Genomic DNA, 18,252 nt, shown 5'->3' on the forward strand with positions numbered 1-18,252 from the left:
TATCATGGATCAATGGCGCGTCTCGACTTGCCGCAGTTGTGTTTTCTGGGGTACTAAAGCATTATATGAGCGTCACACAATTCGAAAACCTGGATCTGAACGCTTCCGACCGGGCACACGGGATCGGATGAACGAAAAAAACAGGGGCCGGAAGAATCATATTTTTTACGAGGACATCAGCAATTTCCCGAAAGATATTCATCCTTTAAAAGGCCATAATGCACCAGGTCTTCATATTCGCCCCATTTTCTGACATGCTGCCTTAACGTTCCTTCATAAGTCATGCCTAATTTTTGCATAACCTTGCCCGATGCCGGATTTTTCCCCAGATGACGGCCAAACACCCGGTTTAACTTCATTTCTTCAAATGCATACCTTACGATTCCTTTGGCCGCTTCGGTGCAATATCCGTTATTGTTATACTTTTTCCCAATCCAATAGGCTAGCTCCCCATGGCGAAACTCCTTATGAATGGCGATGCATATTGCCCCGATTAAATCGTTTTTTTCTTTATGTACAATGGCTAATTCCAGGGATCGTTCTTCATTGAAATTCTCGGCATGCGTTTTGATCCACGTCTCTGCCACTCCATCTTCATATGGATGCGGGATATATAAAGTCATTTCGGCAATATATTTATCGCCCGCCAATTTTTGAACTTCTTTTGCGTCATCCATGTCAAAAGGTCGTAATAGGAGCCTTTCCAATGCAGTCGTCGGCAACGTCTTCATCTGTTTTCCCCCTTGATCATGATTACGACAATTTTACCACATAATGTATAAGATACTTGATCGATAACATATTGTTTGGTCGTGACTCTCCTTTTACAAAAAACGCACCTATCCTAGGATAGATGCGTGATTCGTATATTCGGCGCGCAACGGGCAAAAAACGATTTTTGCCTATGCTGCGCTGGAAGAATATGCGCCTATGATGGCGCGGAATCGGTTATTCACGGAAAGATTATTTTTGATCCGTTTCTACTTTATGAACATCTTCCGGATCGACGGTCGTCAGGTCAGCATCATGGAACTCATGCGTTTGCGGGAGATTGACTTCCAGGTTGGCGATTTCGTCAATCTGAACGGTTGCTGCATCAAAAGAAATATTTAGCACGTGCCCGCCCTTCGTTTTGTCGTCGCTGATCACATGGTAGTGGAAACCGGGAACGTTAAGAGTGGCCGCATAGTTTGGCGTATAGAAGCCGATCAGCGTTCCCGTCACATTTTCGGTTTCGAACACGGATTGATTGGCCAGAACTTCCGGCAGGGTCGGATACGGCTTATGTTGCTTCTCCTCGGAGCGGGTCTTCAACGTTTTGAACGTTCCATGAATTTTGAAGGCGTAGAAATTATTTTTATGGTCGATAAGTTTCGTCAGCTGTTCATTGAGAGCCGTCATGTCTTTTACGGGATTAATCCGGGCCGTCTTTGTGACCTGGAATTTGGTCGTCACCGCAAAAGGAGTCAATTCTTTTTTGTCTACTTCTACCATCCGGCCCTCATATGTATAACGATAGAATTTGCCGTCAAGCTGCGTAAGTTCGCCATCCACGCCGTTGAAAGTGCCGAGACCGGTATCCCCATGCTTGTTGAGCTCGCCAAGGGTCATTTCCCCGTCAAATTGGCCTTTCATCAAGGCATTGATCGTTGAATACTGGAAAAGCGTATTCTTGTTCTCTTGCGCCTTGTAAGTCGTTGTCGCCACGGGAGCTTGTGGCGTTTGATTGCCGCTATTGTCCTGAGCCGCGAATGCGGTCAAGGCGGACAAAGACAAAGCTGCCGCTACCAAAGTGGATGTGATCATGATGCGTTTTTTCTTCATTTTGTATAACCTCCGGGATGAAATTTATAGATAAGGATTTAGTCCTTACTACCAAGATTAAATTGCTTGATATTGGATCGTAGCGCATTTGCGGTTTGCGACACCGAAGATACGGTAGCCACCAACTTGGTTAAAGAATCCTTCTGGTTGCCGGTTGCCATCATCATCGAATTGGCTTCGTCGGCCGAAACCTTTGAAGTATTCGCCAGATTGTCCACGGACGCGCTGATTTCTTCCGAGCTTGCGGCCAATTCTTCGGATACGCTGCTAAGTTGCTGGATTTCATCGTTTAACTTGGACATATCCTCCATGATGCCAGTGAACAAATGCTGAACGTCATGGATCAGGGAAACGCCGCTATTCACTTCCGATTGTACGTTGGAAACGGAAAGAGACGATGTTTCAACGTCGTTTGTAATATTGGAAAGGACAAGGGAAATTTCCTTGGCCGCTTCTTGCGTTTGCTCCGCCAACTTCTTGACCTCATTGGCCACAACCGCAAATCCCTTTCCATGTTCGCCGGCACGGGCGGCCTCTATATTGGCGTTGAGTGAAAGCAGGGATGTCTGGGTCGAAATTTCGGATATCGATGTAACTAACTGATTGATGCTTGCCGTACGATCGACTAGCGCTCCGATGACTTCGGTCAGATTCGTAAGGGAGTTCGAAATACCTCCCATTTGCGTGACCGTACGCGAAACGGTTTCTACGCCGGATTCCGCTTTTCTATACGTCACGTCGGAAATGTCGCCGATTTCGGATGCGCTGGACGCAACGGTAGAAATGCCTGTCGCGCTTTCCTGCAATGCCCGGGAAACTTCAGAAGCGCTGTCTCTTTGGGTTTTGGACGATTGCGCAACATGATGGCTGGACTCGGCGATCTGATTGGAGGACTCATTGACGACATCCGTTGCATTTTCCAAAACGCCGGTTACCTCATTAAGGCTGCCGACACTCGAAGAAATCTCGTTCACCAAAGAACGCAGACGCGTCAGCAGTTCATTATAAGCCGCCGATATTTCGCCGACTTCATCCTTGGAACTCACCTTTACCGGCGAAACCGTAAGATCCCCGGAAGCCAAGCTTCCCAGCTTCGATGTGATTTGCTGCAGAGGAGCGGCAACGCTGATTTGCATCCGCAAAGAAATAATCAATGCAAGAAAGATCGTCAATGCGATCATCACCAAAGTAATCGTTACGTTGCTGCGGGTCACGGCAGACAATTCCGCGTCATAGAGGACGCCCACAATTTTCCATCCGGTCAATGGATTCGTCTCAAAATACAACGTTGCATCCTTGCCATCCACTTGCGTATCAATGGTACCGCTAGCTTGTTCGTACAATTGCTTGAAATTTTCGCCCGTTAATTCTTCTCCCGCCTTGATGCTGGGGTGAGTCAAAATTTTGTTATGATCGTCCAAGATGTATGTATAGCCGGCTTTTCCTATTTTCATTTCATTCGCGACGCTGGTTAAATACTTGTTAAGCGAAAGGTTGACACACATTACCGCCTTGCCGTCATCGGTTGTTTTGGAAACCGAAACGACGACATTTTGCGAAGCCAAGGAAACGTAGGGCGCAGACAAAACGACTTTTCCTTTATTCTCCATCGCTTTGGTGTACCACTCGCGTTTGCGGCCATCAAAATCTTTCGCCAGCTTGCTTTGCGGTTCCATCACGAACTGGCCGTCGGCGGTTTCAAGACCGATGACCTCGGTATCATCCGTATGGACGGATTTAAATTGCTTGAATAATGCTTGGATTTCCGGCTTCGACGAAATGTTGAATTCCGAGTTGAAGACCAAATCTTGATACATATCGGGACGGATCGACCGAGTAAGAATATCGGTGTCGCGCATGATGGGCTGCACGACGCGGTCAACCAAGAAATTCAGATTGTCGACTTGCGTCTTGGCCGACTCTTTCAACTGCGACGATAACGAGCTCCTGGATGACGAATACGAAAAACCTCCGATCAGCAGGCTCGGCAATAATACCATCACCATGAAGGTTAAAAACATTTTTCTGCCGATGCCGCGTTTGGCAATCGTTAAGCCTAGCTTTTTAAACATGAATGAACACGCCTCCACCTTCAAATAGTACCTAGCCAAATCAAATTTTCTCTTTTAAGCAAATGAATATATAGTAAATGGGAGGTGGCCACCTCTTACATAAACACGATAATATAATAGGTCTATTTAACTATTAAAATATAACGATTTGCCTGCTATATTTCTTATCGGTCATACTTCTATCCTTTTTTAGTCATAATTTTAAGTTCTCTTTTGTGAACAACAAAAAGCACGCCTTGGCCCCATTGGAGCCGATGGCGTGCCTTATGTTTCTTCATGGCGCTACCGGTACGCTTTTGGATTTGAAATCGTTAAAGTACCACGTCTTGTAATCGTCGATCGGACGATCTTTCTCCCCCTCAAAACCGGGGCCATAATATGAGGCGAAATACTCGTATTCGATCATATCTTTGTCCGTGCCGAAGAAACGAATGATAATATCGGGATACTTTCGGTCATCCTTGGAGTAATGTTTGAAGTACTGCTCTTCAATCACGGTCTTTTGAAAGTCGGACGAAAGAGCGAGTTCTTTGGTCTTCGTGAAAATCTCTTTGTCATGCTCGGCATCCGGTTTGCGGTCAAGATAATAGTTGAATTCGACTTGGGTAGGCGCCATTTGGAATTTCAGATTCGTAATTTCCTTATGCTCCGAACGGATATTTTTTCTAAAATCGCTCAATTGATCCGTTTCCAGCGTCTTATGGGTCATGCAGCCGGACAAGAAAAATAAGAGCAGCAAAAACGCGGGCATCGTTTTTATCATCTAATCCCCCTTTCAAAGGATCGTTCGATGCGTTCTAAGGTCTGCGTGCAGATTGGCTCGAATGATTAATGGCATGTCACATCCTATGCCTAACCCTGCTGATCTTCTTCGTTCCTATGAAAACAGTCTGCTTGACACCTCATCCAAAAAAGTAAAATGGTCATATTTCCCGTTTTCCGTTATCAATGACTTGTGGTCCGGTCTTCCCCCAGTCTGTAACGGCAAAGTGCACTTTATCCCTCATACGCTTGCATCAAAGTTTTTATGTCAATTTTACTCTTCGTTTGGAGCAATGCTTTCATAACTCTTTCTGATTTTTCGGGATCTGGGTCGCTTACCATCTCGGTTAGAGTGGAAGGAATAATTTGCCACGACACGCCAAACTTATCTTTTAGCCAACCGCAGTTTTGAGCCTTTTCATCTCCGCCCTCGGAGAGTTTTTCCCAAAAATAGTCCAATTCATCTTGATCTTCACAGTTCACGATAAATGATATTGCCTCTGTGAATTTGAAATACGGACCGCCATTTAAGGCTACGAATTCTTGCCCGTCCAGTTGAAATTCCACAGTCATTACGGTTCCTTCGGGTATCCCGTGATTATTTTTGCCATGATGAGTGATTCTTCCTATCTTCGAATTTTTAAAAATAGAAGTATAGAACTCTGCCGCCTGTTCGGCTTGTGTATCGAACCATAAGTTTGGCGTGATTTTTTGGATTTTGTTATTCATAATTTTCCTCCTAAATATTCAAGCATTTTAGTAGGTTTATACACAATACAGTTTAGAATAAAAAATGAGCCATGGTTTCTTTCAAATTGCTATGTTTAAAAAGTTGCAGATGTAAAAATTAAGCATTTCGCAAACAAACTGATCTGCCCGTTAACGGAACGAGGCCACCGATCGTATTCCGTGCGCCGGGCTTGATTTTTGGGATCTGGTCAATGTAGTCGATTAGTTCCGCATTGTAGTGGTACTTCCATTTTACCATTCTAGGCTTCGGTGCATTTTTGTTTTTTATTCGATTTTTATGGGGTTTTTGAACAGGCTCTATTAGTAATATTGAGGACCAATAAAATAACGCCGCCCCCCCTTTTGGGAAGCAGCGTCGTTTTTCATTTTTCATATGTTCTTTACGGCGGCGGAGAACCATCCTCTCCAGGGACACCAATACCCGTTTGATAACGCTTGAAATTGAACATGTCCAGCGCTTATTGATTCAAGAAACCTTCCTTAAAGATCTTAAGCAAGTGTTCGAGTGTTGTCGGATCGCTGTAAGACGAGGCTTCCGTGTCAATCTCGATCACATGATTGTTTTTGACCGCGGGGATGTTTTTCCATGTGTCCGTCTGCATGAAAGAGTTGTCTTGCGTCGCGCTTCTGCTTAGAACGATATAATCTCCGGCATAGCTGCGGAGGACTTCCGGGGAGAGCGCGTAATATCCGGGTCCAAGGGCGTCCGCTTGAACCTTTTCCGGCATGTTCATGCCCATCGCCTGATACAGCAGCTCGGTTCCCCGTGCCCAGGCGTTGCCGAATACGTAAAAATTTTTCGAATCGGTTTCGAAAACCGATACCGTCGCATTTTCGCCGATCTTCTTTTTGATTTCGTCGCCGATTTCTTTCGCCCGTTTCGAAAAGTCGTCCACCCAAGCTTTCGCTTCCTGCTCCTTGTTCAGCAGCTTCCCGATTTCGATCTGCTGCGCCAAATAATCCCTCTTCCCCCATGTGTAGGGGACGGTAGGCGCGATCTTCTTCAGCTTGTCGATATTTTTGCTGGTGGCGTCTGTAATAATCAGATCCGGATCTAACTCGACGATCCTCTCCAGACTGTTATCGGATACCACCTCTACTCCTTTCAGCTTTTCGGCGAAAAGCGGGTTCTTGTACGTCCACTCGTCTACGCCTACGAGCGTTCCTTCGAGGGACAGCACGTTCGGCGCGTTCGTTAGGGCGATGATCCGCTGCGGTTCAGCCGGTACTTCGATCGGACCGAGTTCGGATTGATACGTGACGGTACCGTTCTTGGAAGGAGGCTCGGATGCGGATGACGTCGGCTCGCCCTTACCCGGACTAGCATTTGCGGACGAAGTTTCGCTGTTTGACGAATCGTTTCCGCAGGCGCCCATGAAGATCACACACAGCATAAGCATAAATGGCAAAAATAACTTTTTCATATGTAGGTCACTCCTAATTGATATTGATTATCATTATCACATGAAACAATATCAACATTTTCTAGTCTTGTCAACGAATATCGTTTACGCTTGCAATCTCGGGCATGATCCTCATTTTTGTTCACACGAAAAAATATTGGTTTGATCGTCCCTTCCAAAGCAACTCAAAAAACGCCGGCCCCCCTTTTTTGGGACCAGCGTCTTCATTCTTTTTCTGTATCATTTTTACAGCAGCGGGGAAATCAGCCGCATCAGGGATTCCACGACCCGTTTGAGCATGCCTCGTTTCCGGAATGAATCCCATGTAACTCGGATGGAATCGTCAAAATCCCGTTCAAAATCGCGTTTGATGTCCAAAACCGATTCCGATTCGTAAAGCACCGCCGCAAGTTCGTAATTCAGCTCAAAGCTGCGGATATCCATGTTAGCCGTGCCGATCGCGGCGATTTCGTCATCGACAAGCACAATTTTGGCGTGCATAAACCCGTCTTTATAGTGATAAATGGAAGCCCCTGCCCTGAGAAGCGGCGTAAAATAGGATTGGGACGCTTGGTCGCTGATGACGCTGTCGCTTTTGCCCGGATACAAAATGCGGACATCGAAACCGGCCGCCGCAGATAACCGCAGCAGCGTCAACGTTTCCTGATCCGGTATGAAATATGGCGTAGCGACCCAAATGGATTTTTTCGCGGATATCATGATGGCCAATAAGGCGTTGCGGACGCTCGTATCTTCCGAACTGGGGCCGCTGGCTACGATTTGAACAGCACCGTCTTTTTCTGCTCCTTGATCCGGAAAATAGGATCTGTTTATATAAGCATCCCACGAATAATTGTTATTGCCGCTTGTCGCGTAAAGCCAGTCTTCGAGGAAAACGGCCTGCAGTTTGTATAGCGCCTTTCCTTCGATTTTCAGGTGGCTGTCGCGCCATACAGGAAATTTTTTGGAACGGCCGAGATATTCGTCCCCAACGTTTAACCCGCCCGTAAAACCAACCACCCCATCGACGACGACGATTTTGCGGTGGTTACGGTAATTGACCGTTTCAAGCAGCCACGGCGAAAAAATGGGATCAAACTCGGCGACTTCGATGCCGGCGTCTTTCATCGGCTGCAAAAACCGTTTCCGAAGCGAATGGCTTCCAAGCCCATCGAAAAGAAAACGCACCGTAACGCCGGCTTCCGCTTTTTTGATCAACGCGTCACGGACGGCCGTCCCGATTTGGTCCGGACGATAAATATAATATTGAATATGGATATGATGCTTGGCAAGTTCGATGGCTTGCAAAATTTCCGAAAACGTCTCGTCGCCGTTGGTCAATAGCTTGGTTTTGGTACCCGTCGCCGCAGGACCGCCGCCGAATCGTTGGATCACCTTCGTTAAACGGTCCGATCTCTCGCTTAATAGGGAAGAAAGGGCCATATTCAAACACCTTCCCGCCAAAATTTCCCGGAACAGCTTCCTTTGTTCCTCCGCCCGTTGAAGATGCTTTTTCCGTCTCCAGCGGCTCCGTCCAAAAATCAGGTATAACAAAACCCCGATCGCCGGCAGAAACGCCAAAATCAGAAACCATGCCAACGTGCTTTGCGGCGACCGATTCTCCATAAAAATGATGAAGCCGATGCCCATAATGGACAGCGGCCATAATATGCCGATAAGCGTGGACAAGCGTATTACGGATCGATCCATGACAAAAAGACCGAGCAGCACGATGACGATGACGGCCACGATTTGTACGACGCGATTTTTCATATGTAATCCATTCACCTATTCCCCATAATGTATCTCATGCATGCTGTCCGCCCTTCAGGAATCGGAGGCATTTGCCATGTCATAGCTGGCCCTCGCCTCTTCAACTTCCTGGTAATGCCCCCTCCCCCACTGCCTTAGCTCTTTCATCGGCTGAAGAAGCGTTTCCCCTAAGGGGGTTAGCGAATATTCGACGCTAGGCGGCACCGTGGGTATAATATTCCGCGCGACCAATCCATCGCGTTCCAGCTTGCGAACCGTCTGCGTCAGCATTTTTTTGGAGATTCCATCGACCCTCCGAAGCATTTCCCCATATCGGATCACTCCGTCTTCCATCGCATAAATCACAAGCGCCGTCCACTTGTTGGAGATGATGTCCAGAACTTTGCTATAACCGCAATTGGATATCGAAATATCGGATTTTCTTGTTTTCGATGAAGATGGCAATGGCTTCCCTCCTATACACCCCGAAGTATCCAGGACACCCTAAAGTGCCTACTTATATCATTCTAATTTTTGTATTATGGTATGTCTATACCAGCAATGCAGCAGCTTGCGCAAGATCTGCCATGGCAAAGGCACCGCCGAACGGCGAATCCGGACGTCTTTAAGCGGGAAGACGCGAGCCCTAAAGGGGCAATCGTGTACTGGAATACTTTAATGGGAAGGTATTGAACATGTCGAATATCATTAAAAAACGTCCCAAGCTGTTTGTATTGGATAACGGCCGCATGAGCATGGATAAAAACAGCATCATCTCCATGCATAACCCGGCAACGATCAACAATCCGAACGTCCCGGCACAATTCGTCGAATTTCCGATCTATACCGTATTGATCGATCATCCCGAAGGGAAAATATTGTTCGATACAGCCTGCAATCCGAATTCCATGGGCGCTCAAGGGCGCTGGGCCCAATCGACTCAACTTTTGTCTCCATGGATGGCAAGTGAAGAATGCTATCTGCATAACCGGCTTGAACAGCTGCATGTAAGACCGGAGGATATTAAATACGTCGTTGCCTCCCACTTGCATCTGGACCATGCAGGATGCCTTGAAATGTTCACGAACGCCACCATCATCGTCCATGAGGATGAATTTAACGGAACACTGCAATCCTACGCCCGTCATGAAAAAGAAGGCGCCTATGTTTGGGCAGACATCGATGCATGGATCAAGAACGGGCTGCAGTGGAAAACGGTCAAACCGGGCGAAGATCATTTGGATCTGGCGGATGGCGTCAAAATATTGAATTTTGGAAGCGGCCATGCCTGGGGCATGTTAGGCCTCCATATTGAAATGCCGGAAACGGGCGGAATCATTCTCGCTTCCGATGCCATATATACTGCGGAGAGTTACGGTCCTCCAGTTAAGCCTCCTGGTATTATTTATGATACAATCGGCTACCGGAACACGGTGGAGAAAATCCGGGCTCTGGCTGCCTGCACGAATTCCCAAGTGTGGTTCGGGCATGATGCGGACCAATTCGGCCGATTAAGAAAATCCACTGAAGGATGCTATGAATAACGGATGCCATTCAAGTTCATGCATCATAAAAAGCAGGAAACCGCCGCTTTTGGCGGTTTTCTGCTTTTTGTCCAGGACTTCGGGTTCATTTCATAATACTGCACACAATATCGATAGAATTGCGACTTCATACGGGCGTAATACTTGCCTTATGATCAAAATGCAACACATGAAATTCAATAACAATTAAGGAGGTGTTTCTCATATTTGGTTAGCGCTTACATTTGAAAAAGAAAGGAATCCAGTCTAAGAGGGACGCCGCATCAAATTCGCATGACAAGAACGAAGCGTACGTCAAAAAACAGTATCTAAAAGGGAGAATGAAAAACGTGAGAAGCAAAAAACCAATCTTGGCCTCCGTTTGCATCCTAACCATGATATTGGTCATGTTCCTAAGTTCGGCGGGATTCCCGGGACCTGTCCAGGCAGCCGCCGTTCAAAATTTGGCAGCCGGCAAACCTGCGACGGCATCCGGCCACGCCGACGTTTATGTCGCGTCCAACGTAACGGACGGTAATCAGGGCACCTATTGGGAAAGCATCAACAACGCCTTCCCGCAATGGATTCAAGTCGACCTCGGCAAAGAATCCGCGATCAACCAGGCTGTGCTGAAGCTACCGCCCGGATGGGAAAGCCGCTCTCAAACCCTGTCCATTCAAGGAAGCATGGACGGCACCAATTTCTCAACCATCAAAGGAGCCGCCGGTTACACGTTCGATCCGAATACCTCGAACACGGTCACGATCGACTTCCCCGCCGTTAACGCGCGTTATGTCCGGATCAACGTCACCGCCAATACGGGCTGGCCGGCCGCGCAGTTTTCGGAAATCGAGATTTACGGCACTTCCGGCGGCGGAACCGGACCCGTAGCAATCCCGGGCAAAATTGAGGCCGAAAACTATAGCGCCATGAATGGCATCCAAACCGAACCGACGACGGATACCGGCGGCGGCCTCAACGTAGGTTGGATCCATGTCGGCGACTGGCTGGATTACGACGTCAACGTGCAGGACGCCGGTACGTACGCCGTCGAGTACCGGGTGGCCAGCAATGCCTCGACCGGCGAACTTCAGCTTCAATCCGGCCCGGCAACGCTTGCCACCACGAAGGTGCCAAACACCGGCGGATGGCAAAATTGGCAAACCGTCACCGCATACGTGACGTTAAACGCAGGGCCGCAAACGCTTCGCATCTATGCCAGCGGCTATGACTTTAATATCAATTGGATCCGGTTCGTGCAGGACAACGGAGACCATGAACCTCCTACCGCCCCGACCAATTTAGCCTTCACGCAGCCGACCCCGGATACGATCAAGCTCACCTGGAATGCGGCAACCGATAATGCAGGCGTCGCAGGATACGATATTTATGCAAACGGCCAGCTCCGCAGCAGCGTAAATGGATCGACGCTAACGTTTACGGACAACCAGCCTTCGAACGCAACCGTGTCCTATTACGTCATCGCCAAAGACGCCGCAGGCAATTCCTCCGCGCCAAGCAACACCGTAACCAGGTTCGGTTCGGGAGACAACCACACCGGCCGAGGCGCCAACATGCCTTTCACCATCCTTGAAGCCGAGTCTTCCTCCAACAAGACGAACGGGACGAAATTGGCTCCCAACTTCACTCCGGGCGATTTTGCGGGTGAAGCTTCCGGACGATCGGCCGTTTATCTCGATGCTAACGGAGAATATGTGGAGTTTACCCTTACCTCGCCGGCCAACGCCTTTGTGCTTCGCAACGCGGTGGCGGAAAACACCACCGGAACGATCAGCGTTTATGTCGACGGCGTGGATAAAGGCAACTTTACCGTCACATCCAAGTACTCGTACGTGTACGCCACGCCTTCCACTCTCGGACGGCTGGGATACGACAACTCAGGTTCCAAAGCTTATTGGCTGTACGAGGATTCCCAGTTAATGCTCGATCAAGTTTATCCGAAAGGAACCAAGATTAAAATCCAAAAAGACGCGGGCGACGTTCCTTGGATTTATGTGGACATGATCGAAACGGAAAATGTCGCGCCGGCGGCTTCAAACCCGGATCCAAACAAATACGTGCAAGTATCCGGCACCAAGTCGATCGAGCAAGCCCTGGCCGAGTTCAGGCAGGATCCAACGAAGAAAGGCATCTTTATCCCTGCCGGCGAATGGACGATTCCCTCCAAAATCTATTTGTACGGCCGGGCTACCGAAATTATCGGCGCCGGACCATGGCACACAAAACTGATGGCTCCCCAAAACCAAACGAACACCGATGTCGGATTCAATATCGGATCGGAAGCCAACGGTTCGACCATCAAGAACCTATCCGCTTGGGGCAATTATGTCTACAGGCAGGACGGCCCCGGAAAATTCATTGACGGGAACGGCATGCGCAACGTCACCATCGATAACGTATGGGCCGAACACTTTGTCTGCCTTTATTGGGGAGTGAACTCTTCCTATAATACGTTCAAAAACAACCGGATCAAGAACATGTTTGCGGACGGGATCAACATGACCAACGGTTCGTCCTACAACGTGATCGACAACAACTATGCCCGCGGAACCGGCGACGATTCGTTTGCGTTATTCAGCGCGATCGATGCGGGCGGATCCTACAATGTGGGCAACAAATACACCAACCTTACCGCGACCAACGTCAGACGCGCAGCCGCTTTTGCCGTCTATGGCGGTCAAGGCAACGTGTTCCAGAATTTGTACGGTGCGGATACATTGACCTACCCTGGCGTAACGATCAGCAGCTTAAGCTTCGGGTATAACACGTTAGGATTTGGCGATCAGGACACCGTTATTGACGGCGTCACGTTAGACCGCACCGGCGGGGATTTCTGGACCAGCGTCGGAGCCGACGATAAAATCAACGATTATCAAAACTTCGGAGCCATTTGGTTTTTCGGCGGTGACCGCAGCTTCAAAAATATACTGGTGAAAAACGTCGATATCAACAATCCGGTGTACTTTGGGCTCATGTTCCAATCCAAATCTCCTGAAAATCTTCCGATGACGAATGTTCGCCTAGAGAACATCAATATCAATAATCCGACCCGCTACGGCATCAAGCTTGTAGCCAAGGCTGAGGATGGGCAAGGACCCGTGATCGGTTCAGCGAGCTTTACCAATGTTAAAGTGAACACCCCCGGAATCAAAGCCATTTACGGCGAAGACAAAAGCCCGAATTTCAAGGTGATCAAAGTGTCCGGAAACAACTGGTGATCAAACGGACGGACGATGGACAATTCAGTTTTAACCCCTGATATTCTTTAAGCAAAAGAGGTTCCGCCGGGTCAAACGCGACCCGTGGAACCTCTTTTCTTCATTCACCCTATCGATTATTGCGCTTTGATTTTGTCAAAAAATTTCGTTTGCACCAGTTTGGCCGTTGCGTCCAGCTGCGTTTTGGAATCCGTCCCTTTTTTCGAGAAGGACTCCTGAACAACGTTGGACATGGCGCCGTAAAAATCCTGCGTTCCGTACTGTGCTTCCGGCTTGCCGTCGATCAGGCTCAGCATTTTTTCGTCGTAACGGTATACATTGTCGTATTTATCATAGATGGCATTGATTTTTTTCGCGTATTCGGAATTATCGCTGAAGTAATTCAGCGGAGCAGGCACGTAGTATTTGTTTTTGCTCTTGCGCTCTTGAATGTTGGCATCGAGAGCTTCCAAACCTTTATCCGTGAAGTAATCGAACGTGATGTAACGGAAAGCCATTTCCTGCTCTTCTTTCGTTGCGTTCGGATTGATGACCAAATAGTTGCCGCCGAGAATACCGATATGTTTGCCGCCTTTTTCCGCTGCCGGCATCGGGTAGGCGATCACGTTTTCCGGCTTCAGGCCGCCTTGGTTCAAAGCGGAATCGATAATATCGGATGCGCCGGCGATGACCATGGCCGTCCGTCCCTGTTGGAACGCATTAATCGCGTCGCTCCAGCCGAGCGCCCAATCCTGAGGGATCGCGTTCGCTTCCCATCTCAGCTTTTTGTAGAAGTCGAGCGCTTTGACGCCGGCATCGGAGTTGAAGGTCGCCGTATATTTTCCGTCTTCGTTTTTCTGGATTTCGCCGCCTGCTTCAAACAGGAAGTTCGTCCAGTTCCAGCCGGATTCGTTTCCTTTGCCCATCGGGGCGATGCCGGATATGCCCTTTTTCACATCCGCGGCGCCTTTGGCGACGTTGTACATGTCATCCCACGACCAATCCATGTCCGGCAGCGGAACCTGCTTGGCATCCAACAGCGCTTTGTTGATTACTGTGGACGTGATGTAACCGTTTTGCGTAATGCCGTACACTTTGCCGTCGACGATAAACTGGTTCTGCAGCAGCTGGTTCATCTCGTCCTTGTATTCCCAGCTGTTGTAGAATTCGCTGATGTCGGCAACCCAACCGTGCTCGATGAGCATTTGGGCTTCCGTCGCGAAGGTGTTATAGAACGTCGGCGCTTCGTTCGAAGCCATTTTGATGCCGATTTCGTTCACGCTGTACTGCCAGTCGTCCTTGACGATCGTCACGTTCGGATATTTTTCCGTAAAACGTTTGATCTTATCGTCTTCCTGCGCTCTGGCTTCCTTTTGGTCCGGCAGCGGATAATGGATTTTGATCGTGATCTTTTTCTGCGAAATGTCGTCCGTTTTGGCCGGTTCCTCGGTTTTGCTTCCCGTTCCGCCTGTGCCTTGGGAATCGGTTCCGGTTTTGTTTTCCTCCGCCGTTTTATTGCCGCTGCAGGCAGCGAGCATGGCCGCCGACAGCATCAAGCTGAGCAGCAGCATTGAGACCTTACGCATGGAAACTCCCCTTTTCGTTTCAAATTTATTCTTGCTCTTTCATCATAAAAGAGATCATCCCTTGGAACGATGTGCAATCATATGCCCTTCGTGTGTAAGCCTACGATGTTGCCATGAATCGACTATCCTTTCACCGCGGAAAGGCTGACGCTCCGAATAATGAAACGCTGGAACACCAGGAAGACGAGGATCGGCGGCACCATGACCATGAACAGAATCGTGAATTTGATGTTGTTGTCCATGCTGCGTGCACCGATGACATATTTATAGATGGCTGTCGCCAAGGTGTATTTCTCTTCGCTGTGCAGAACCAGGGATGGCCAGAACCAGTCGTTCCAGGCGCTCGAAAAGATAAAGATGGCCAGCGTCGCGAAAATCGGCACCGATAGCGGCACCGCGATGCGGACGTAGCTGTTGATCTCGGAAGCTCCGTCGATGCGTGCCGCTTCGAAGATTTCCGGATGGATGCCGTCGAAAAAGTTTTTCATCAGCAGGAAGTAATACGCGCTCGCTCCCGCCGGAAGCCAGAACGCCCAGAAGGTGTTGAGCAGCCCGAGGTCTTTCAGGTTGACGAAGTTCGGAATCATGTAGCTCGAAGCCGGGATAAACAAAGTCATCAAAATAAAGAAGTAAATCGCCCGGTGATACGGCACCTTCAAACGCGAAATGCTGAAGGAGGCGAGGCCAAGCACGAAAATCGTCATGAACAGGTTGCCGACGAATACCAGCAGCGTGTTCTTCAGGAACATCGGCAGATCGATGTATTCCCAGCCCTCTTTGAAGTTGCTCCAGTTCCACGTCTCCGGAAAAAAATGCGGCGGAAACGTGTTGACTTCCTGATTCGTTTTCAGACCGTTAAACATCGTCATCAAAATCGGGTACAACATGGTGACGATCATGACGAGGATGCATAAAATCATGATGCCGTACACGACCCGGTTCCATGGCTTTTTCAGATCGGAGTCCGACAGGATACCGCGTTCTTGCTGCTTGCTCATCTTTAATACTCCTCCTTGTTCAGCTTATATTGAAGCAGTCCTACAAAGCTGAGCACGATGAACATCAGCATGCCGAGCGCCGTGGCCGTGCCGTAATCCAACCGCGTAAAGGCGTATTTGACGATCAGAAGCGCGTACGTCAAGGTCGCGTTGTTCGGTCCGCCGTCCAGCAGGGCGAGCTGCGACTGGTAAGCCTGCGACGTGCCGATGACCTGCAAAATAAACATCAGGATGATCAGGCTGCGCAAAGATGGAAGCGTAATATAACGGATGCGGTTCCACACCCCGGCCCCGTCGATCTCGGCCGCTTCGTACCAATCCCGCGGAATGCTGAGCACGCCGGCCAGGTAAATCAGCATCGCCGAACCGAACTGCTGCCAGGTTTCCATCAAAACGATCGCGATCATCGACCAACGGCTGTCCGAAATGAACGACACCGGATCGACGCCAAACGAGCTCAAAAGCCCGTTGATCGGACCGACCGGATCGTACATCCATCTCCACATGCCGTACAGCACCACGCCGGGGACGACAAACGGCAAATACGCGGCGATGCGGGCGAACCCCTGGAATCTGCGCAGTTCCGAAATGGCGATGGAAGCGACGATCGGCACCCAAAAGCCGATGATGACCGTCAGCAGCATGTAATACAGCGTATTTTTGACCGCCGTCCACACGTCGGGATCATGGAACACCCGGATATAGTTGTCCAAGCCGACAAAGGTGTTCCCCTTCACAAAGTCGATCTCGAAAAAGCTGTACAAGGCGCCTTTGGCGATCGGCACCCATAAAAACAAAATGAAAATCACGACAGCCGGCAGCAGAAACATGTATCCCCAAAAGTGCTTTTTAAACAACCCTCTTCTTTTGGGCGATTTGTTCTTGATGGCCGGCTGCAGCACTGCTCCTGGCTCCCCCATTGTTCTCCCTCATTCCTTGTTGATTTCTAACTTATTTCATTGTAGAAAAGGGGGACGCCCGGTAACATGTCTAGTTCTATGTGAATTATGGCCGATCTTACGGCCTCTATTTTTTCAGGTCGCTCGGGCTGACGCCGTAGTATTTTTTGAAAATTTTGCTGAAGTGCTCGGGGGATTCGTAGCCGACCCGGTCGGCGATTTCGTAGCGGCGCAGATCGGTGTGCAGCAGCAGATTCCGGCTTTCTTCCATCCGCAGCTTGACTACATATTCCCACAGATTGAAGCCGGTTATTTTCTTGAACAGGTAGCTCAAATAGTTCGGGCTGACATGGTTGCGCCTCGCAACCTCTTGGATCGTGAGTCCTTTTTGGCTGTAGTTTTCCTCGATGTAGGCCTTGGCCTGCTCCACGATGCGGTTGCTCTGGCTGGACAGCTCATCGGCGTTCGGGTCGCGTGCGTAGTTATGCCAGCTGAAATCGCCGTAATAAAAAACATGGTAATCGCCGTGCTCGCGCGCCCACAACATCGCTTTGTCGGCCTGACGGCTGAGCACGTTAACGAACTGCAGCCCTTTCAGGATCTGGCTGATGCCGACCGTGCAGCCGATTTTCAAATACTTGCCGATATGGTGATGCATGCTTCGGCCGATCATCTCCAGCTGATTGATCCGGTTCGTTTGCTCTGCATACGTCTCCTCGCTCCACTGCGCCAGGATGTTGATGCTGCGGTCGGGCGCATAAAACACCTGTGCATTCAGCTCATGATCCAGGAGCTCCTTGATGATGTTAAGCGAAGCATATTGCATGAGCGGAATATCCTTTTCGGGGAAAGCCATTTCTCCGGCAGCCCTCCCTAAAGCAAGCCTTACCTTGATAACGGCAAAATAAGGTCCCGCAATGCCGATGCTTTCGTAAAAAGACTGCTCCCGATGCGGTTCATCGGGATGGTCGACCGCTACCTCCAGCAAACGGTTCAGCGAATCGACGGATTCCGGCAGCGGCTCCTCCATGCGAAAATCCCCGTGACCGCCCGCAAGCGCCTCTTCCGTGCGCGGCAGCGGCTTATCCATCTTGAGCAGCACGCTGCGCACCGAGTCGAGAAACTGATCGCTGTTCAGCGGTTTGATCAAATAATCGCGGGCGCCCAGGCGGATGGCCATCTGCGCGTATTGAAACGTCTCGTGCGCCGAAATGATGATCGTCTGCACCCATGGCTTGACGATTTTGGCTTGATGCATCAGCTCGATGCCGCTCATCTCCCCCATTTGGATATCCGTGATCAGCAGATCGATTTCCTCCAGGCGGATGTAGTCCAGCGCTTCTTCTCCGCTCTCCGCCGTCATGATTTTGCCGATGCCGAGGCCCGATGCGTTTAAAAGCCCGGCCAGCCCTTTACAAATGAGCGGTTCGTCATCAACGACTAAAATGTTGTACATTCCTTTTGT

General features: G+C 49.3%; 15 protein-coding genes. 3 read left to right on the top strand and 12 right to left on the bottom strand.

What is annotated here, in order from left to right; genetic code table 11:
• Positions 1–176 precede the first annotated feature (176 nt).
• The 8 genes from GQY55_RS21540 to GQY55_RS21575 form a co-directional block, all read right to left on the bottom strand.
• Positions 177–731 carry a GNAT family N-acetyltransferase gene (locus GQY55_RS21540; protein ID WP_160043974.1) on the bottom strand — a complete coding sequence of 185 codons (555 nt, stop codon included), beginning with the start codon at positions 729–731 and terminating at the stop codon, positions 177–179.
• A 232-nt stretch (positions 732–963) separates the two neighbouring features.
• Entirely contained in the window at positions 964–1,824 is an 861-nt protein-coding gene (gene budA / locus GQY55_RS21545) for an acetolactate decarboxylase (protein ID WP_160043975.1), read from the bottom strand.
• A gap of 38 nt (positions 1,825–1,862) precedes the next feature.
• The gene (locus GQY55_RS21550; RefSeq protein ID WP_160043976.1) at positions 1,863–3,896 is read right to left on the bottom strand and encodes a methyl-accepting chemotaxis protein; all 2,034 of its coding nucleotides are present in this window, start codon (positions 3,894–3,896) and stop codon (positions 1,863–1,865) included.
• Between the two features lie 274 nt (positions 3,897–4,170).
• Positions 4,171–4,659, bottom strand: coding sequence for a hypothetical protein (locus tag GQY55_RS21555; RefSeq protein ID WP_160043977.1), 489 nt, complete (start codon positions 4,657–4,659; stop codon positions 4,171–4,173).
• Between the two features lie 233 nt (positions 4,660–4,892).
• Positions 4,893–5,387, bottom strand: coding sequence for a VOC family protein (locus tag GQY55_RS21560; RefSeq protein ID WP_160043978.1), 495 nt, complete (start codon positions 5,385–5,387; stop codon positions 4,893–4,895).
• A 479-nt stretch (positions 5,388–5,866) separates the two neighbouring features.
• Complete coding sequence (locus GQY55_RS21565) at positions 5,867–6,832, bottom strand: iron-hydroxamate ABC transporter substrate-binding protein (RefSeq protein WP_160043979.1); 966 nt, start codon at positions 6,830–6,832, stop codon at positions 5,867–5,869.
• A 225-nt stretch (positions 6,833–7,057) separates the two neighbouring features.
• The gene (locus GQY55_RS21570; protein ID WP_160043980.1) at positions 7,058–8,584 is read right to left on the bottom strand and encodes a cardiolipin synthase; all 1,527 of its coding nucleotides are present in this window, start codon (positions 8,582–8,584) and stop codon (positions 7,058–7,060) included.
• 54 nt (positions 8,585–8,638) lie between these two features.
• The gene (locus GQY55_RS21575; protein ID WP_236575777.1) at positions 8,639–9,028 is read right to left on the bottom strand and encodes a winged helix-turn-helix transcriptional regulator; all 390 of its coding nucleotides are present in this window, start codon (positions 9,026–9,028) and stop codon (positions 8,639–8,641) included.
• Positions 9,029–9,109: 81 nt separating this feature from the next.
• On the opposite strand from GQY55_RS21575, the gene GQY55_RS31560 reads away from it, so the two are divergent.
• The 3 genes from GQY55_RS31560 (at position 9,110) to GQY55_RS21585 (ending at position 13,325) form a co-directional block, all read left to right on the top strand.
• Positions 9,110–9,256: a hypothetical protein gene (locus tag GQY55_RS31560; RefSeq protein ID WP_236575778.1), complete on the top strand. Its 147-nt coding sequence runs from the start codon at positions 9,110–9,112 to the stop codon at positions 9,254–9,256.
• A gap of 2 nt (positions 9,257–9,258) precedes the next feature.
• Positions 9,259–10,107 (top strand): AhlS family quorum-quenching N-acyl homoserine lactonase, encoded by an 849-nt coding sequence (ahlS, locus tag GQY55_RS21580; RefSeq protein ID WP_160043981.1) that lies wholly within the window; start codon positions 9,259–9,261, stop codon positions 10,105–10,107.
• Positions 10,108–10,427: 320 nt separating this feature from the next.
• Positions 10,428–13,325 (top strand): carbohydrate-binding protein, encoded by a 2,898-nt coding sequence (locus GQY55_RS21585; RefSeq protein ID WP_160043982.1) that lies wholly within the window; start codon positions 10,428–10,430, stop codon positions 13,323–13,325.
• 116 nt (positions 13,326–13,441) lie between these two features.
• On the opposite strand, the gene GQY55_RS21590 is transcribed toward GQY55_RS21585, so the two are convergent.
• The 4 genes from GQY55_RS21590 to GQY55_RS21605 all read right to left on the bottom strand — a co-directional run bounded on the left by GQY55_RS21590 (position 13,442) and on the right by GQY55_RS21605 (position 18,243).
• Positions 13,442–14,890, bottom strand: a complete 1,449-nt coding sequence (locus GQY55_RS21590; RefSeq protein WP_160043983.1) for an ABC transporter substrate-binding protein — start codon at positions 14,888–14,890, stop codon at positions 13,442–13,444.
• Positions 14,891–15,012: 122 nt separating this feature from the next.
• Complete coding sequence (locus GQY55_RS21595) at positions 15,013–15,888, bottom strand: carbohydrate ABC transporter permease (protein ID WP_160043984.1); 876 nt, start codon at positions 15,886–15,888, stop codon at positions 15,013–15,015.
• 2 nt (positions 15,889–15,890) lie between these two features.
• Positions 15,891–16,808 (bottom strand): carbohydrate ABC transporter permease, encoded by a 918-nt coding sequence (locus tag GQY55_RS21600; RefSeq protein WP_160043985.1) that lies wholly within the window; start codon positions 16,806–16,808, stop codon positions 15,891–15,893.
• Between the two features lie 106 nt (positions 16,809–16,914).
• Positions 16,915–18,243, bottom strand: coding sequence for a response regulator (locus tag GQY55_RS21605; RefSeq protein WP_160043986.1), 1,329 nt, complete (start codon positions 18,241–18,243; stop codon positions 16,915–16,917).
• Between the last annotated feature and the right edge of the window lie 9 nt (positions 18,244–18,252).

It is taken from the genome of Paenibacillus sp. USDA918EY (genome assembly GCF_009870825.1).
Classification (GTDB): domain Bacteria; phylum Bacillota; class Bacilli; order Paenibacillales; family Paenibacillaceae; genus Paenibacillus_AQ; species Paenibacillus_AQ albilobatus.

Excerpts from the sequence above, each read along its gene's own strand:
- GQY55_RS21540 (WP_160043974.1), bottom strand. The coding sequence starts at position 731 with ATGAAGACGTTGCCGACGACTGCATTGGAAAGGCTCCTATTACGACCT.
- budA (WP_160043975.1), bottom strand. The coding sequence starts at position 1,824 with ATGAAGAAAAAACGCATCATGATCACATCCACTTTGGTAGCGGCAGCT.
- GQY55_RS21550 (WP_160043976.1), bottom strand. The coding sequence starts at position 3,896 with ATGTTTAAAAAGCTAGGCTTAACGATTGCCAAACGCGGCATCGGCAGA.
- GQY55_RS21555 (WP_160043977.1), bottom strand. The coding sequence starts at position 4,659 with ATGATAAAAACGATGCCCGCGTTTTTGCTGCTCTTATTTTTCTTGTCC.
- GQY55_RS21560 (WP_160043978.1), bottom strand. The coding sequence starts at position 5,387 with ATGAATAACAAAATCCAAAAAATCACGCCAAACTTATGGTTCGATACA.
- GQY55_RS21565 (WP_160043979.1), bottom strand. The coding sequence starts at position 6,832 with ATGAAAAAGTTATTTTTGCCATTTATGCTTATGCTGTGTGTGATCTTC.
- GQY55_RS21570 (WP_160043980.1), bottom strand. The coding sequence starts at position 8,584 with ATGAAAAATCGCGTCGTACAAATCGTGGCCGTCATCGTCATCGTGCTG.
- GQY55_RS31560 (WP_236575778.1), top strand. The coding sequence starts at position 9,110 with ATGTCTATACCAGCAATGCAGCAGCTTGCGCAAGATCTGCCATGGCAA.
- ahlS (WP_160043981.1), top strand. The coding sequence starts at position 9,259 with ATGTCGAATATCATTAAAAAACGTCCCAAGCTGTTTGTATTGGATAAC.
- GQY55_RS21585 (WP_160043982.1), top strand. The coding sequence starts at position 10,428 with ATGAAAAACGTGAGAAGCAAAAAACCAATCTTGGCCTCCGTTTGCATC.
- GQY55_RS21590 (WP_160043983.1), bottom strand. The coding sequence starts at position 14,890 with ATGCGTAAGGTCTCAATGCTGCTGCTCAGCTTGATGCTGTCGGCGGCC.
- GQY55_RS21595 (WP_160043984.1), bottom strand. The coding sequence starts at position 15,888 with ATGAGCAAGCAGCAAGAACGCGGTATCCTGTCGGACTCCGATCTGAAA.
- GQY55_RS21600 (WP_160043985.1), bottom strand. The coding sequence starts at position 16,808 with ATGGGGGAGCCAGGAGCAGTGCTGCAGCCGGCCATCAAGAACAAATCG.
- GQY55_RS21605 (WP_160043986.1), bottom strand. The coding sequence starts at position 18,243 with ATGTACAACATTTTAGTCGTTGATGACGAACCGCTCATTTGTAAAGGG.